The organism is Cupriavidus sp. F041, assembly GCF_057814235.1.
This window is the reverse complement of record NZ_JBVASY010000002.1, coordinates 733846-749588: the sequence shown is the minus strand read 5'-3', so window position 1 is coordinate 749588 and position 15743 is coordinate 733846. Positions and strand designations below refer to the sequence as shown.

The 15743-nt window shown below is 66.3% G+C and carries 15 protein-coding genes; 10 read left to right on the top strand and 5 right to left on the bottom strand.

Going from position 1 to position 15743, the window contains the following annotated elements:
- Positions 1-17: 17 nt before the first annotated feature.
- Positions 18-1565: a helicase HerA-like C-terminal domain-containing protein gene (locus ACZY0R_RS20525; RefSeq protein WP_488860788.1), complete on the bottom strand. Its 1548-nt coding sequence runs from the start codon at positions 1563-1565 to the stop codon at positions 18-20.
- 256 nt (positions 1566-1821) lie between these two features.
- Here ACZY0R_RS20525 and ACZY0R_RS20520 point away from each other — a divergent pair, with 256 nt between their 5' ends.
- The 9 genes from ACZY0R_RS20520 to ACZY0R_RS20480 all read left to right on the top strand — a co-directional run bounded on the left by ACZY0R_RS20520 (position 1822) and on the right by ACZY0R_RS20480 (position 9979).
- Complete coding sequence (locus tag ACZY0R_RS20520) at positions 1822-2547, top strand: YebC/PmpR family DNA-binding transcriptional regulator (protein ID WP_488860786.1); 726 nt, start codon at positions 1822-1824, stop codon at positions 2545-2547.
- Between the two features lie 105 nt (positions 2548-2652).
- On the top strand, positions 2653-3921 hold the full coding sequence (purD, locus tag ACZY0R_RS20515) for a phosphoribosylamine--glycine ligase (RefSeq protein ID WP_035859419.1): 1269 nt from the start codon (positions 2653-2655) through the stop codon (positions 3919-3921).
- 198 nt (positions 3922-4119) lie between these two features.
- On the top strand, positions 4120-5031 hold the full coding sequence (hemF, locus tag ACZY0R_RS20510; RefSeq protein ID WP_045238654.1) for an oxygen-dependent coproporphyrinogen oxidase: 912 nt from the start codon (positions 4120-4122) through the stop codon (positions 5029-5031).
- A gap of 10 nt (positions 5032-5041) precedes the next feature.
- Entirely contained in the window at positions 5042-5803 is a 762-nt protein-coding gene (locus tag ACZY0R_RS20505) for a nicotinate-nucleotide adenylyltransferase (protein WP_488860784.1), read from the top strand.
- A gap of 14 nt (positions 5804-5817) precedes the next feature.
- Positions 5818-6552: a ribosome silencing factor gene (gene rsfS, locus ACZY0R_RS20500; RefSeq protein ID WP_488860782.1), complete on the top strand. Its 735-nt coding sequence runs from the start codon at positions 5818-5820 to the stop codon at positions 6550-6552.
- Between the two features lie 23 nt (positions 6553-6575).
- Positions 6576-7046 (top strand): 23S rRNA (pseudouridine(1915)-N(3))-methyltransferase RlmH, encoded by a 471-nt coding sequence (gene rlmH, locus ACZY0R_RS20495; protein ID WP_035859413.1) that lies wholly within the window; start codon positions 6576-6578, stop codon positions 7044-7046.
- A gap of 92 nt (positions 7047-7138) precedes the next feature.
- A complete protein-coding gene (locus ACZY0R_RS20490) occupies positions 7139-7762 on the top strand; it encodes a Maf family protein (protein ID WP_488866070.1) in 624 nt (207 codons plus the stop codon).
- 124 nt (positions 7763-7886) lie between these two features.
- Positions 7887-9353, top strand: coding sequence for a ribonuclease G (rng, locus tag ACZY0R_RS20485; RefSeq protein ID WP_035859409.1), 1467 nt, complete (start codon positions 7887-7889; stop codon positions 9351-9353).
- A gap of 113 nt (positions 9354-9466) precedes the next feature.
- Positions 9467-9979, top strand: coding sequence for a hypothetical protein (locus ACZY0R_RS20480; RefSeq protein WP_488860779.1), 513 nt, complete (start codon positions 9467-9469; stop codon positions 9977-9979).
- An 82-nt stretch (positions 9980-10061) separates the two neighbouring features.
- Here the strand turns inward: ACZY0R_RS20480 and ACZY0R_RS20475 are convergent, their stop codons facing one another.
- From ACZY0R_RS20475 to ACZY0R_RS20465, 3 genes are all read right to left on the bottom strand, one after another.
- Entirely contained in the window at positions 10062-10652 is a 591-nt protein-coding gene (locus tag ACZY0R_RS20475; protein ID WP_488860777.1) for a peroxidase-related enzyme, read from the bottom strand.
- An 83-nt stretch (positions 10653-10735) separates the two neighbouring features.
- Positions 10736-12505, bottom strand: a complete 1770-nt coding sequence (msbA, locus tag ACZY0R_RS20470; RefSeq protein WP_488860775.1) for a lipid A export permease/ATP-binding protein MsbA — start codon at positions 12503-12505, stop codon at positions 10736-10738.
- Positions 12502-13752, bottom strand: a complete 1251-nt coding sequence (locus tag ACZY0R_RS20465) for an O-antigen ligase family protein (RefSeq protein WP_488860773.1) — start codon at positions 13750-13752, stop codon at positions 12502-12504. Before ACZY0R_RS20465 ends, msbA begins: the two co-directional genes overlap by 4 nt.
- A gap of 11 nt (positions 13753-13763) precedes the next feature.
- Here ACZY0R_RS20465 and ACZY0R_RS20460 point away from each other — a divergent pair, with 11 nt between their 5' ends.
- Complete coding sequence (locus tag ACZY0R_RS20460; protein WP_488860771.1) at positions 13764-14528, top strand: glycosyltransferase family 2 protein; 765 nt, start codon at positions 13764-13766, stop codon at positions 14526-14528.
- On the opposite strand, the gene ACZY0R_RS20455 is transcribed toward ACZY0R_RS20460, so the two are convergent.
- On the bottom strand, positions 14479-15732 hold the full coding sequence (locus ACZY0R_RS20455; protein ID WP_488860769.1) for a glycosyltransferase: 1254 nt from the start codon (positions 15730-15732) through the stop codon (positions 14479-14481). The two genes, ACZY0R_RS20460 and ACZY0R_RS20455, sit on opposite strands and share 50 nt — an antisense overlap.
- Positions 15733-15743 lie beyond the last annotated feature (11 nt).

The window sequence follows — 15743 nt, the reverse complement described above, 5'->3', positions numbered from 1 at the left end:
CGCCGTCCGGCTTTCGCCTATTTCTTCTTGCCGGAACCCAGCAGGCTGCCCAGCACGCCGCGGATCAGTTCGCGCCCGACTTGCGAGCCGACCGTGCGCGCCGCCGACTTGGCCATCGACTCCAGGATGGAATCGCCGCGCCCGGTCTTGCCGGTGCCCTTGGTCAGCCCGCCGAAGATCTCGCCCGCCTGGTCGAGCCAGCCGCCACCCTGCGCGGGTGCCTGCTCCGGCTGGCCTGCCGTGGGCGCTGGCGCGCCGTTGCCGGCGGTGGACGGGGATGACACCGGCGCGGCCGCCCGGCCCTTGAGTTTCTCGTAGGCCGACTCGCGATCGATCGCCTGCTCGTAGGTGCCGGCTACCAGCGACGCAGCCAGCAACTGCTTGCGCTCGTCATCGGTGATGGGGCCGATCCGGCTGCCGGGCGCCATTATCCAGGCACGTTCCGTCATACCGGGAATGCCCTTGGCGTCGAGCAGCGACACCAGCGCCTCACCCACGCCGAGTTCCCCGATCGCCTTCTCCAGGTCCAGGCCTGGCTTGGCGCGCATGGTGGTCGCCGCCACCTTGACGGCCTTCTGGTCGCGCGGCGTGAAGGCGCGCAGCGCGTGCTGCACGCGGTTGCCGAGCTGCCCCAGCACGGTGTCGGGAATATCGGCGGGATTCTGCGTGACAAAATACACGCCAACGCCCTTGGAGCGGATCAGGCGCACCACCTGCTCGATCTTGTCGAGCAGGCCCTTGGGCGCGTCGTTGAACAGCAGGTGCGCCTCGTCGAAGAAGAACACCAGCTTGGGCTTGTCGAGATCGCCGGCCTCGGGCAGCTTCTCGAACAGTTCCGAGAGCAGCCACAACAGGAAGGTGGCGTAGAGCTTGGGGGAATTCAGCAGCTTGTCAGCGGACAGGATATTCACCACGCCCTGCCCGTTCTCGGTCTGGATGAAATCATCCAGGTTGAGCATGGGCTCGCCGAAGAACACATCGGCGCCTTGCGATTCCAGCGCCATCAGGCCGCGCTGGATGGCGCCGATCGAGGCTGCCGAGATATTGCCGTATTCGGTGGTGAACTGCCCGGCGTTGTCGCCCACGTACTGCAGCATGGCGCGCAGGTCCTTGGCGTCGAGCAGCAACAGCCCGCTGGCGTCGGCGATACGGAATACCAGGTTAAGCACGCCCTGCTGGGTGTCGTTGAGGTCCAGCATGCGCGACAGCAGCAGCGGCCCCATATGCGAGACCGTCGCCCGCACGGGATGGCCCTTCTGCCCGAAGACGTCCCACAGCGTGGTAGGGCAGGCGCCCCACACCGGCTCGGGCAGGCCCAGGTCCGCCAGGCGCGCCTTGAGCTTGTCGGAGAGCTTGCCCGGCTGGGAGATGCCGGTCAGGTCACCTTTGACGTCGGCCATGAAGACCGGCACGCCCAGCCGCGAAAAACCCTGGGCCAGGCTTTGCAGCGTCACGGTCTTGCCGGTGCCGGTGGCGCCGGTGATCAGGCCGTGCCGGTTGCCCATCTCGGGCAGCAGGGCAAGTTCGAGCTCGGCGTTCTTGGCGATGAGGATGGGTTCGGCCATGGTTTCTCTGGTTGGCAGGCAGCACAGCGGCATCGCCGCGACCGTCCCCGCCCGCGCGCCGCCCCCCGTGATCGGGGGACCGGCGGCGGCGGGGCCGCGTGATAAAATGCTGGGCTGATTATAGCCAGCCCCCAGGCCGGCTCACAGACACACCACACCATCCAGCCGTGCCGCCGATCACCCGTTGTTCGCCCGGCACGGCCGGCGCGCGCCGTCAGGGCGCGCGCATCAAACGTTTTGCGCTTCGGAGAGAATCATGGCCGGTCACTCAAAATGGGCCAATATCAAACACAAGAAAGCCGCCGCTGACGCCAAGCGCGGCAAGGTCTGGACCCGCCTGATCAAGGAAATCACCGTCGCCGCGAAGCTCGGCGGCGGCGATGCCGATTCCAACCCGCGCCTGCGCCTGTCCATGGACAAGGCGATGGACGCGAACATGCCGAAGGACAACATCCAGCGCGCCATCCAGCGCGGCGTGGGTGGCCTGGAAGGCGCCAACTACGAAGAAATCCGCTACGAGGGCTACGGCCTGGCCGGCGCGGCCATCATCGTCGACTGCCTCACCGACAACCGTACCCGCACCGTGGCCGAAGTGCGCCATGCCTTCTCCAAGAACGGCGGCAACATGGGCACGGAAGGCTCGGTGGCGTTCATGTTCACCCACTGCGGCCAGTTCCTGTTCGCCCCCGGCACCGCCGAGGACAAGCTGATGGAAGTCGCGCTGGAAGCCGGCGCCGACGATGTCGTCACCAACGACGACGAATCGATCGAAGTGCTGTGCCCGCCCAACGATTTCGCCATAGTCAAAGCCGCGCTGGAAGCCGCGGGTTTCAAGGCCGAGATGGCCGACGTCACGATGAAGCCGCAGAACGAAGTCAGCTTCTCCGGCGACGACGCCGTCAAGATGCAAAAGCTGCTCGACGCCCTGGAAAACCTGGACGACGTGCAGGAAGTCTTCACCAACGCGGTGATCGAGGAATAAGGCGGGGATCGGGCAAGACCTCGCCTCACGGCGGCAGCGCGGCCCGACAGGCCATGGCTGCCGCTTTTCGCACTTCGCATGCGTAATTTTTTCTGGCAGTAGATCATGAAAGTATTGGTTGTCGGCTCGGGTGGTCGTGAACACGCGATGGCCTGGAAATTGGCCCAGTCGCCCAAGGTGCAGGTGGTGTACGTGGCGCCGGGCAACGGCGGCACCGCGCTCGACAAGCGTCTGCAGAACGTGCCCCTGACGGATCCGGAAGTGCTGGCCGCCTTTGCCGAGCGCGAGGGCGTGCACTTCACGGTAGTCGGCCCCGAGGCGCCGCTGGCGGCCGGCATCGTCGATATCTTCCGTGCCAAGGGCCTGCGCATCTTCGGCCCCACGCAAGCGGCGGCCCAGCTGGAATCGTCCAAGGATTTCGCCAAGGCGTTCATGCAGCGCCACGGCATCCCGACCGCCGCCTATCAGACCTTCAACGACGCCGCCGCCGCCCATGCCTACATCGACGCGCAGGGCGCGCCGATCGTGATCAAGGCCGACGGCCTGGCCGCCGGCAAGGGCGTGGTGGTTGCCGCCACGCTGGAAGAAGCGCACGCCGCGGTCGACATGATGCTGGCCGACAACCGCCTCGGCGATGCCGGCGCGCGCGTGGTGATCGAGGAATTCCTCGAAGGCGAGGAGGCCAGCTTTATCGTGCTGGTGGACGGCAGGAACGTCCTCGCACTGGCTACCAGCCAGGACCACAAGCGCCTGCTCGATCACGACGCAGGCCCCAATACTGGCGGCATGGGCGCGTATTCGCCGGCGCCGGTGGTCACGCCCGCGCTGCATGCCCGCGCCTTGCGCGAGATCATCATGCCGACCGTGCGCGGCATGGAAAAGGACGGCATCGTCTACACAGGCTTCCTCTACGCCGGCCTGATGATCGACGCCGAAGGCAACCTCAAGACGCTGGAATTCAACTGCCGCATGGGCGACCCGGAAACCCAGCCGATCCTGGCCCGCCTGAAGACCGACCTGGTCGACGTGATGGAGCACGCCGTCACCGGCAAGCTCGACGAGATCGAGCTGGACTGGGACCGCCGCACCGCGCTGGGCGTGGTGATGGCCGCTTACGGCTATCCCGACGCTCCGCGCAAGGGCGACGCCATTACCGGCATCCCGGCCGAAACCGAGGAAAGCGTGACCTTCCACGCCGGCACCACGCTCAAGGACGGCACCCTGCTGACCACGGGCGGCCGTGTCCTGTGCGTGGTGGGGCTGGCGGATACCGTCAAGGCAGCGCAACGCGCGGCCTACAGCGCGGCCGAGAAGATCCACTTCGATGGCATGCAGTACCGCACCGACATCGGCTACCGCGCCATCAAACGGTAAAGGGACGAATAGATCTGCTGCGCGGCCCACGGCGGGCCGCTCGCTACGATTTCTTGGCCCTTTACGGCGCTTTGTGCTGAATTTGCCGAATCCGGCCAAGTGTTGTCCCAGCCAGTACAATCATGACATCGCCATGACGGCCGGGCAGGTTGACTGACCTGCCCGGCCGTCACCGCTCCGGCCACCCGCCCGCACACCATGATCGATTCCCAGGCAGTCCGTGCCTATCTGCTCGGTCTGCAAGACCGTATCACCGACGCTGTCGCCGCCATCGACGGCAAGGCGTTTTCCACCGATGCCTGGGAGAAGCCGCCCACCGAGCGCCTGCGCGGCAGCGGCCGCACCCGTATCCTGGAAGGTGGCGCCGTGATGGAGCGCGCCGGCGTGGGCTTCTCGCATGTGCGCGGCGACGCGTTGCCGCCCTCGGCCACGGCCAACCGGCCCGAGCTGGCCGGCCGCGGCTTCGAGGCGCTGGGCGTCTCGCTGGTGTTCCACCCGCGCAATCCCTATGTCCCGACCGTGCACATGAACGTGCGCTGCCTGATGGCGGTGAAGGAAGGAGCAGAGCCGGTCTGGTGGTTTGGCGGCGGCATGGATCTGACGCCGTACTACGGCAACGCCGAAGACTGCACGCACTTCCACGTCACCTGCCGCGATGCGCTCGCGCCCTATGGCGGCGAACTCTATCCGCGCTTCAAGCAATGGTGCGACGAGTACTTCTTCCTCAAGCACCGGGGCGAAGCGCGCGGCATTGGCGGCATCTTCTTCGATGACTTCTCCGCGCTGGGCTTCGATCGCAGCTTTGCCATGATGCAATCCGTGGGCGATGCATTCCTGGAGGCCTATCTGCCGATCCTGCAGGCGCGCAAGGACACGCCCTATGGCGAGCGCGAGCGGGAATTCCAGGCCTACCGCCGTGGCCGCTATGTGGAGTTCAACCTGGTATTCGACCGCGGCACGCATTTCGGGCTGCAATCGGGCGGACGCAGCGAATCGATCCTGATGTCGATGCCGCCGCTGGCAAGCTGGCGCTACGACTGGCAGCCGGAGCCGGGCAGCGCGGAAAGCGCGCTGTACACCGACTTCCTGCCTGTGCGCGAGTGGGCCTGACGGCAACCCCATGGCACACGACATCGCACGACCGCTCACCGCCAACGCGGCAGACGCAACCAACGGCGCCCGCCCCTACCGGCTCGGCATCCTCGGCGGCACCTTCGATCCGCCCCATATCGGCCACGTGGCGCTGGCCAGGCTTTGCATCGAGCATCTCGAACTGGATGAACTGGTCTGGATCCCAACCGGCCAGTCATGGCAAAAAGGCGACGACGTCACCCCCGCCGCCGACCGCCTCGCCATGACCGAACTGGCCGCGCAGGCGCTGTCCGACACCCGCGCGCTGGTCCATGCCAGCCGCATGGAAGTCGATCGCGCGGGCCCCAGCTACACAGTCGATACCGTGCACGAACTGCGCCAGCACTATGGCCCCACCGCTTCGCTGGCCTGGCTCATGGGTGCCGACCAGTTGCTGCGCCTGCACACCTGGCATGGCTGGCAGGAACTGTTCGCCGACGTGCACCTTTGCGTAGCGACGCGACCCGGTTTCGACCTCGCCGAACTCGATGGTCCGGTGCGGGAAGAGCTCGCCGCGCGGCGGGCATCCACCGACCTGATACAATCCATGCCCTCCGGCCGCATGTGGATCGACCAGACGCTTGCCGTCGACCTCTCCTCCACCGCCCTACGCCAACGCCTGGCTGCCGGACAACCGGCAGATGACCAGCTGCCGTCCGGCGTGGCACACTACATCGCGAGCCGCGGCCTGTATCGGCCGACCCAGTCGGATCTGCCCATCCCGGCCCGCCCCCAAACCGATCTCAGCTGAACTGAAAAAGCACCATGGATATTCGTAAACTGCAACGCGCCATCGTCGACGGCCTCGAGGATGTCAAAGCGCAGGACATCAAGGTGTACGACACCACCCACCTGACAGAACTGTTCGACCGGGTGGTGATCGCCAGCGGGACTTCGAACCGCCAGACCAAGGCGCTGGCCGCCTCGGTCCGCGATACCGTCAAGGACGCCGGCGGCCATATCGTCGCGGTGGAAGGGCTGGAAACGGGCGAATGGGTGCTGGTGGACTGCGGCGACGCGGTGGTCCACATCATGCAGCCGCAGTTGCGCATGTACTACAACCTGGAAGAACTCTGGGGCGACAAGCCGGTACGGCTCAAGCTGTCCACCGCCAAGAAGGGCCTGGCCAAGGCCAGCGAGCCCATCGACAGCGAAGACGAGGACGATAGCCCGGTGGTACGCACCGCACGCCGCGCCACCGGCCTGCGGCCGGCCCTGGCCCGCCTGCCCGAAGGCATGAAAGAGCCTTCGCCGCCGCTTGGCCACGAAGACACCGATCCGGACGCCATCGCCACCAACCGCGCCCCGACCGTACAGAAACGCCTGACCAGCGCACTGGGCTCGGCCCCGGCACGCAAGGCGCCGGCCAAGTCCGCCGCGCCGCGCAAGACGGCTGCCGGTACCGGCGCGCCACGCAAGACCGCCACCAAGACCGCAGCGACCAAGACGGCTGCCGCCAAGGCACCGGCCGCGCGCAAGCGCACCACCCGCTCGGCCTGAGCGGAACCGTTCCGCTTCCCGTCATGCAGTTGCTGATCGTGGCCGTTGGCCACAAGATGCCCGGCTGGATCGAAACCGGTTTCGCCGAGTACGCGAAGCGCATGCCACCCGAGCTGCGCATCGAGCTGCGCGAAATCAAGCCCGAGGCGCGCTCGTCGAGCAATAACGCCACCACCGTGATGCAACGCGAGGCGGCCCGCATCGAGGCGGCGCTGCCTAAGCAATGCCGCATCGTGGCACTGGACGAACGCGGGCGCGATCTCACCACGGTGCAGCTCGCCGCCCAGCTGGGCGACTGGCAACGCGAAGGCGGCGACGTCGCCTTCCTGATCGGCGGCGCGGACGGGCTGGATCCCGCGCTAAAGGCGCGCGCGCAGACGCTGCTGCGCCTGTCCAGCCTGACCATGCCGCATGGCATGGTGCGCGTGCTGCTGGCCGAGCAGCTCTACCGCGCCTGGTCGGTGACGCAGAATCATCCGTACCATCGCGCCTGAAGCCGGCTGGCCGCCGCCAGTGGCACGCCGCGGGCGAGGCCGGCAGGTACAATGCGACCGAAGCGGCGCATGCCGCCGGCACATTTCCCCGGATTCCCGACTGCCCTGCCGTGACCCATTCCTTCCTCTACCTCGCCTCCCAGAGCCCGCGCCGGCGCGAATTGCTGACCCAGCTTGGCGTCGCCTACGAACTGCTGCTGGCCGATGACACCGAAGACGCCGAGGCGCTGGAAACCGTGCTGCCGGGCGAGAGCCCCGACGACTACGTGCAGCGCGTATGCGCGCTCAAGGCCGAGGCCGCGCTGCGCCGGCGCGAACGGCGCGCCCTGCCCGACGCCCCGATCCTGACCTCGGACACCACCGTCTGCCTGGGCGGCGAGATCCTCGGCAAGCCCACCGACGACGCCGACGCCGCGCGCATGCTGGCGGCGCTGGCAGGCCGCACCCATCGCGTGCTGACCGCCGTGACCGTCGTGTCCACGCTTGGCCTGCGCCACGCGCTTTCGGTCTCCGAGGTCAGTTTCCGGCCCATGACAGCCGATGAAATCGCGGCCTATGTCGCCAGCGGCGAGCCAGGCGGCAAGGCCGGCGCCTATGGCATCCAGGGCCGCGCGGCGGAGTTCGTCGCGCGAATCGACGGCAGCTATTCGGGTATCATGGGTTTGCCCCTGTTTGAGACCGCTTCGCTGCTCAGACAGGCCCAACTGCGGTTCTGAGAACCCCGCCGCCGCCCTTTCCGCTACCCCGCGGCTGCCCTGGCCAAGGCGGCGCCCCGGAGCGCATGGCGGCACAGTGCGGACAACCCCCTGGCCGGTCAGCCGGCGACGAGTTTCATCCACTATGACTGAAGACATCCTCGTCAACATCACACCGCAGGAAACGCGCGTGGCCATCGTGCAGCAGGCCGCCGTGCAGGAACTCCATGTCGAGCGCACGCTGTCGCGCGGGCTCGTCGGCAATATCTACCTGGGCAAGGTCGTACGTGTGCTGCCCGGCATGCAATCCGCCTTTATCGACATCGGGCTCGAACGCGCCGCATTCCTGCACGTCGCCGATATCTGGCATCCGCGCGACCCGGAAAAGAACGGCAATGCCGCGCCCCTGGCCATTGAGAAGACGCTCTATGAAGGCCAGGCGCTGATGGTGCAGGTCATCAAGGACCCGATTGGCACCAAGGGCGCGCGCCTGTCCACCCAGGTGAGCATCGCCGGACGCACCCTGGTCTACCTGCCCCAGGACCCGCACATCGGCATCTCCCAGCGCATCGAAGGCGAGGTCGACCGCGAAGCCCTGCGCTCGCGCGTGCAAAGCCTGGTACCGGCGGACGAACGCGGCGGATTTATCGTGCGCACTATTGCCGAGGAGTCCAGCAACGAGGAACTCGGTAACGATATCGCCTACTTGCGCAAGATCTGGGCCTCCATCCGCCAGAATGCCACCACCCTGCCCGCGCCCAGCCTGCTGTACCAGGATCTCAACCTGGCCCAGCGCGTGCTGCGCGACTTCGTCAACGACGCCACCAACGTGATTCAGGTGGATTCGCGCGAGAACTACCAGAAGCTGGTGGAGTTCGCGGAGGAATACACCCCGGCCGTGCTGCCGCGCCTGTCGCACTACACCGGCGAGCGCCCCGTCTTCGACCTCTTCAATATCGACGCCGAGATCGAAAAGGCGTTGTCGCGCCGGGTCGACCTGAAATCCGGCGGCTACCTGATGATCGACCAGACGGAGGCCATGACCACCATCGACGTCAACACCGGTGGCTACGTCGGCGCGCGCAACTTCGACGACACGATCTTCAAGACCAACCTGGAAGCGGCGCACACGATTGCGCGCCAGCTGCGGCTGCGCAACCTGGGCGGCATCATCATCATCGATTTCATCGATATGGAGAACACCGAGCACCGCGACCAGGTGCTGTCGGAACTCAAGCGCGCACTGTCGCGCGACCGCACGCGCATCACCGTCAACAGCTTCTCGCAGCTCGGGCTGGTGGAGATGACCCGCAAGCGCACCCGCGAGTCGCTAGCGCACGTGCTATGCGAGCAATGCCCCGTGTGCACTGGCAAGGGCCAGGTCAAGACGCCGCGCACGGTGTGCTACGACATCCTGCGCGAAATCATGCGCGAGTCGCGCCAGTTCAACCCGCGTGAATTCCGCATCCTCGGCTCGCAGCAAGTGATCGACCTGTTCCTGGAGGAAGAAAGCCAGCATCTGGCCATGCTCGGCGACTTCATCGGCAAGCCGATCTCGCTGCAGGTGGAATCGACCTTCCATCAGGAGCAGTACGACATCATCCTGATGTAACAGTCCGGACCGTTTGGGCTCGCCTTCCTTGCGCCATCCACTATAAATATTGATATGGGATGCGCCTCGCCAGCGCATCGCGCGCGCCGCGCTACCGGGCGCAAGGAGTCACCATGAAGAACAAGCGCTGGCCTCTGTGGCCGTGGCTTTTTGTCGCCGCGCTGACGGCATGCACCGTGACACTGCCGCCGGCCCCACCCGCCGCGCGTGCGCCTGCGCCCCCTGCGGCGGCGCCCGCTGTTGTCCGCGAACGGCCCACGCCAATTGCTCCGCACGACATCGATATCTCCGCCAATTGCCAGCGCACCGAGGAAGACGGCTTCCGCGAGGATGCACATATGCAAGTAGTGAGCAATGATGTGCGCAGTCTGTCCTGGAAACTCTGGGTGGGCAGGCGTGGCTCCTGCCATTTCGATCTCGCCGAGTTCCGCCAGGTGCGCAAGACTCCGCACATCGAACTGCGGGCCATCGACGACAGCGGCTGCACGCTGATGGTGTGGCAGGATCCACGGCGCGTCACGCTCGCCCATGCGCATTGCGAGCAGCATTGCACCCCGGGCATCTATGAACAGGCGTGGCCGGTGCTGTTCAACCCACGCAGCGGCACGTGCGCGCAGATCCGGTAGCGCGCAGCACGCGGCTGGCACGGGGAAACAGGAAAAGGAGACGGGCGCGACGGGCACCGCCTCCGGAAAGCAGCCGGCCGCCCTACTTTGCCTTTGGCACACGCCCCATCAGGTAGAACTCCTCGTTCGGCCGCATGCTGATGATGTTGGCCATGCGGTTGGACAAGCCGAAGAAGGCGGTGATGGCCGCAATATCCCAGGCGTCCTCGTCGCTGAACCCATGCTTGCGCAGTGCAGCGAAATCGGCCTCGCCCACCTCACTGGAGGCCTGGCAGACCTTGAGGGCGAAGTCGAGCATGGCGCGCTGGCGTGGCGTGATGTCGGCCTTGTGGTAGTTGACCGCCACCTGGTCGGCCAGCTCCGGTTTCTTCTCGTAGATGCGCAGGATGGCGCCATGCGCCACCACGCAGTACAGGCACTGGTTGGCGCCCGAGGTGGCAACCACGATCATTTCGCGCTCGCCCTTGGTCAGCCCCCCCTCCTTGAGCATCAGCGCGTCGTGATAGGCGAAGAAGGCGCGGAATTCGTCCGGCCGGTGGGCCAGCGTGAGGAACACGTTAGGTACGAAGCCGGCCTTGTCCTGGACTTCCAGCATGCGCGCCCGGATGTCCTCGGGCAGCTCGGCGATGGCGGGAACCGGGTAGCGGCTCAGCGGCGGCGTGGATGCGGTCATGGTGGTCTCCTTCGGGGGTATCCCCCTCATTGCACTGCGCATGAACCGCCCGCAACAGCTGCCGCGGGCAGCGAAAAACCGGCTTACTGGGTGGCGAACTGGATCTTGTGGAGACCGGCGTAGAGTCCCTCGGCCGACAGCAGTTCGGCGTGAGTGCCATGCTCCGCCACCCGGCCGTGGTCCAACACCACGATGCGATCGGCGTTCTCGATGGTGGACAGGCGGTGCGCGATCACCAGCGTGGTACGGCCGACCATCAAGGCCTCCAGCGCGGCCTGGACCTGGCGCTCGGACTCCGAGTCGAGTGCCGAGGTCGCTTCGTCCAGGATCAGGATCGGCGCGTCCTTGTAAAGAGCGCGCGCGATCGCCATCCGCTGGCGCTGGCCGCCGGAGAGCTTCATGCCGTTGTCGCCGATATTGGTTTCCAGCCCTTGCGGCAGGCCCTTGACCACATCGGTCAGGTAGGCGGCGGCCAGCGCGCGCTCGACGCGCGCCATGTCGATGTCCGCCGCGGGATGCACGCCATAGGCGACGTTGGCGGCCACGGTGTCATTAAACAGCACCACCTCCTGGCTGACAAAAGCGATCTGGCGACGCAGGTCTTGCAATGAGAACGCGTCGATCGTCTTGCCGTCCAGCAGGATGCGGCCCTCGGTCGGGTCGAAGAAGCGCGGCACAAGGTTGACCAGCGTGGTCTTGCCGCTGCCCGACGGCCCCACCAGCGCCACCACCTCGCCGGCGCTGACGTTGAAGTGGATGTTGTCCAGCGCTGGACGGGCAGCATCGCCGTAGCGGAAGCCCACCTTCTCGAATACCAGCTCGCCACGCGCGCGCTCAAGCGGCAGCCCGCCGTTCTGCGGCTCGACCGGCTCATCAATCAGGCCGAAGATCATCTCGGCCGCGGTCAGGCCGCGCTGCAGCGGCTGGTTCAGGTCGGTCAAGTGCTTGAGCGGCGAGACCAGCAGCAGCATCGCCATCACAAAGCCGGTGAAGCTGCCCACCGTGGTGTGGTTGGTCTGCGACTGGATCATCGCGATGGTGAGGATGACCGACAGCGCCAGCGCCGCCAGGAATGCCGTGACGGGCTGGTTCAGCCCGCCCGCCACTGCCATGCGCATGGAATAGCCACGCAGGCGCTCGGCCATGGCCGCGAAACGCGACGTCTCATACGCTTCGCCGCCATGCAGCTTGACCACCTTGTAGCCACCGGCGGCTTCCTCGACCACGTAGGCCGCGGTGTTGGTCAGCGCCTGGTGGTCGCGATTGAGGCGGCGCAGGCGGCGATTGACCTTGGCCATGACGAAGCCGATCACCGGCAGGATCACCGCCACCACCAGCGTCAGGCTCCAGTTGGTATAGAACAGGTAGACAAGCAGCGCCAACACGGTGAGCGAATCGCGCACCAGGGTGATCAGCACGCCGGTCAGGATCTGCATGACCTGGTTGACTTCGAAGATCACCGCATTGATCAGCGACGCCGCGGTATTGCGATGGTAGAACAGCGCGGGCGCATGCAGCATGCGCTCGAACATCTGCATACGCATCTTCAGCAGCACCCGGTTCGAGATCAGGGCGAGCAGGTAGCCGGAAGCGAACTGCGCCACCCCGCGTACCAGTGCCACGCCAATCAGCAGGGCCGGCACGTGCCAGAGCTTGCCGGCATATGCGCCGCCGAAACCGTTGTCGAGCAGGTCATTGACGACCTTGGGCATGATCCCTTCGGCGCCCGCCACAGCCGCCATCGCGATGATGGCGACGATGAAGACGCGCATTTCCGGACGCAGGTATGACCAGACTCGCTTCAGGGTGTCGGCTTCCTGTGCCGGGGGCGCATTTTGTTCTTGGACTTTCACGGTTTCTCCACCCCGTCGGTCCGGGGATACTTTGCTTGTACTGCAGCCAGCCCGAGCAAGAGCCCGATCACGCCGGCATAGAAAACGATATTTGCCTGGTGGGCCATCGTGACCTGGGTCAGGCCGCCAATCAGGCTGGCCATGACGACCGCCAGTCCGGCCGCGGCAAGGCACTCGCCACGCTCGTCGCCCTGGCGGCGGCTCTGGCGCAAGAGCCCGAAGAACAGCCAGGCCGGCACCAGGAAAATCGACATGACGGCAATCAGGCCGGGCACGCCCATGGTAGCAAGCGCCTCCATCACGTCGTTGTGGGCATGCTCCAGGCAGAACTGGTGGTCGCGGCTGACCTGGCAGGCCGGCAGTGCCTGCGTCAGCTGGCGGAACTGGCTCAGGCCGATCCCGGTCCACGGATGCGCTTCGAACGCCTTGGCCGCGATTTGCCATATCAGCAGGCGCGCGCCGGTCGAGCTATCTGCATTGCCGGCCTCGAACTGCGCAACATCCTGGCCGACCAGGTCGACCCGCTTGGCGACCGGGCTGCCCGGCACCAGATAGAGCGCGCCCGCCAACGCCGCCAGCAATGCCACCATGCCGATAAAAGCCGGCAGCCGGATGCGGCGGTAGCGCACCGCGAGCAGCGGGACCATGGTCAGGGCCAGGGACAGCCAGGCGCCACGCGATCCGTTGAGGACCAGCACGACGCCCGCCACCGCCAGCCCCCCCCATGCCAGCGCATGGTCGAGCCGGCGATGGCCCGGCCGCGCAAATCCGATCAGTCCGAACGCCGCCACCATATTGGCGAAGGCGATCGGCTGGGTCCATGCCGCCGGGCGGTCATCGTGCAGCACCAGGAACTGGTACGCCACGATCAGCAGGCAGGACACCAGCGCCAGCGGAATCCCGTACCAGAGCATGCGGCTGTCCGGGCGATGCCGCAGCACCGCCAGGCAGGTCAGCATGACCAGCAGCACGCGCGTGGGGTTATCGATCGCGCTCCAGCGCAGGCCGAAGAGCAGCTTGGATGCGATGCACACCACAAGTACCGCTAGAATGGCTAGCCCGAGCGGGACCAGCAGGGAGCGATACCGCGCCATGGTCAGGCCCATGCCCCGCCAGCCCAGCAGCATGGCCAGCACCACCGCGCCGATGAAAATGCCCGCGCCGCGCGGTACGTTCAGCAGCAGCACGGGGAAAGCAAGGACCAGCCCGTTGGCCAGCCATGCCTGTTTGGTCGCACGAAACACCATAAGCAAACTCTATGAGAATCTCTGTCGTACTAATTACAAAAAACGAGGCACACAATATCCGGGAGTGCCTGGAAAGCGTGTCCTGGTGCGACCGCGCGATTATAGTGGATTCGGGTAGCCAGGACGGGACGGTCGAACTGGCCCGCAGCCTGGGTGCCGAGGTCTTCGAAACCGAGCACTGGCCGGGTTTCGGCGCCCAGAAAAACCTGGCGGTGTCGAAGGCCGACAGCGACTGGATCTTCTCCATCGACGCCGACGAACGGGTCACCCCCGAGCTACGCGACGAGATCCTCGCGGCAATCGGGTCCGGCCAGGCCGACGCCTACGAGATGCCGCGCCTGTCGCGTTTCTGCGGCCGCTTTATCCGCCACGGCGGCTGGTATCCCGACTACGTCACACGGTTGTTCCGGCGCGGCCGCGCCCGCTTCACCGATGACCTCGTGCATGAACGCGTGATCTCCGACGGCCCCACCGGCAAGCTGAACACGCCGCTGTTGCATTACACCTACGACGACTTTTCGCAGGTGCTGCGCAAGATCGACCAATACTCCACCCTGGGCGCCCGGCAAGGCCTGGCGCGCGGCAAGACGGCCTCGCCCGCCAGCGCCGTGCTGCATGGCGCCTGGGCCTTCCTGCGGACCTACCTGCTGCGCCGCGGCTTTCTGGATGGCGCGCAAGGCCTCGGCGTGGCGTTGATGAACGGCCAGGCCAGCTACTACAAGTACATCAAGCTGTGGTACCTGCAGCAGCAGAAGCGGCAGGAGCAGCCGCAGTAAGGGCTGCCGCCCCCGCACATGGGGCGCCCAGCAGATCGTCGACGCAAGCGCCGAAAGCCGCCGAGGTCGGGCCAAAGCCCATCTGCTCGATATGGACCGCCGCATAGGCCAGCAGCCGGGCACGCAGCGGCTCGTCCTCCAGCCCGCGGCGAATCGCCTCCGCCAGCGCGGGCACATCGCCAACCGGCGTCAGCAGCCCGGCCTTGCCCTCGGCCAGGATCTCGCGCGGGCCCACCGGGCAATCGGTGCTCACCACGAACTGGCCGAGCGCCATGCCTTCCAGCAGCACATTCGGCAGTCCCTCCATCTTGGAGCTGAATGCCATCAGCCGCGCATGGTGAATCCAGGTATAGGGATTGGGCTGGAAGCCGGCAAAGCTGACGCGCTCGCTGATCCCCAACTCGCGCGCGAGCGCCTCGAGCCGGCCGCGTGAAGCGCCGTCGCCCACCAGCACCAGCCGCTCGCGCAAACCCGTGCCCCTGACCAGCGCCGCGTAGGCCCGCAGCAGCGTGGTGAAATCCTTCTGGCTCTCCTCCAGCCGTCCCACCGAAACGATGTAGGGATGGGCCGGCGGGCTGAACGGTGCCTTGCCGAGCGCGCGAATGCGGTCGAGATCCGTGGCGTTGTAGAGGCGGATGAACTTGCCGGCCGCCTCGGGAATCAGCGCCCGCGCATCCGCCAGCATGGTGTCATTGAGCACGACGATGCGGTCATAGTGCTCGCGGCACTGGCGCCGCAGCTTGCGCAGCTTGCGGCGGTTCTCGCGCTCAAGGTGCGCCACGCTGAAATGCTGGTAGCCAATCATCGGCACCGGCAACCGCCCCGTCAGCCGCGACAGCGACATGTCGTAGTCGATCACCAGGTCATAGTCGCGCACGATGCCGCGAAAGCGCCGGTTGACCAGCGGCTTGCGCAGCGGCGGCAGCAGCACTTCCTCGTAGATCTTGCCAAGCGGGCCCAGCTTGCCCGCTTTCTTCAGTTGCCGGCAGCGCGACAGCCAGGCTTCCGGCGCGAGGATGTGGAGCTTGACGTCCGGCGGCAACAGCGCGCGGAAATGGGTCTCCAGTGCTTCGGTCGGATAGGTCAGGGTCAGGCCAATCTCGAAGCGTTCGCGATCCAGCGAGGCGAGCAGCGACACCAGCGAGGTCTCGATGCCGCCGCGCAGGAAGTGGGTCAGGTGAAAGAGGATGCGTTGCTTGGCCATGCGGGGCTTGT

Coding starts and splice junctions, on each gene's coding strand:
- ACZY0R_RS20525 (WP_488860788.1), bottom strand. CDS start 1,565: ATGGCCGAACCCATCCTCATCGCCAAGAACGCCGAGCTCGAACTTGCC.
- ACZY0R_RS20520 (WP_488860786.1), top strand. CDS start 1,822: ATGGCCGGTCACTCAAAATGGGCCAATATCAAACACAAGAAAGCCGCC.
- purD (WP_035859419.1), top strand. CDS start 2,653: ATGAAAGTATTGGTTGTCGGCTCGGGTGGTCGTGAACACGCGATGGCC.
- hemF (WP_045238654.1), top strand. CDS start 4,120: ATGATCGATTCCCAGGCAGTCCGTGCCTATCTGCTCGGTCTGCAAGAC.
- ACZY0R_RS20505 (WP_488860784.1), top strand. CDS start 5,042: ATGGCACACGACATCGCACGACCGCTCACCGCCAACGCGGCAGACGCA.
- rsfS (WP_488860782.1), top strand. CDS start 5,818: ATGGATATTCGTAAACTGCAACGCGCCATCGTCGACGGCCTCGAGGAT.
- rlmH (WP_035859413.1), top strand. CDS start 6,576: ATGCAGTTGCTGATCGTGGCCGTTGGCCACAAGATGCCCGGCTGGATC.
- rng (WP_035859409.1), top strand. CDS start 7,887: ATGACTGAAGACATCCTCGTCAACATCACACCGCAGGAAACGCGCGTG.
- ACZY0R_RS20480 (WP_488860779.1), top strand. CDS start 9,467: ATGAAGAACAAGCGCTGGCCTCTGTGGCCGTGGCTTTTTGTCGCCGCG.
- ACZY0R_RS20475 (WP_488860777.1), bottom strand. CDS start 10,652: ATGACCGCATCCACGCCGCCGCTGAGCCGCTACCCGGTTCCCGCCATC.
- ACZY0R_RS20465 (WP_488860773.1), bottom strand. CDS start 13,752: ATGGTGTTTCGTGCGACCAAACAGGCATGGCTGGCCAACGGGCTGGTC.
- ACZY0R_RS20460 (WP_488860771.1), top strand. CDS start 13,764: ATGAGAATCTCTGTCGTACTAATTACAAAAAACGAGGCACACAATATC.
- ACZY0R_RS20455 (WP_488860769.1), bottom strand. CDS start 15,732: ATGGCCAAGCAACGCATCCTCTTTCACCTGACCCACTTCCTGCGCGGC.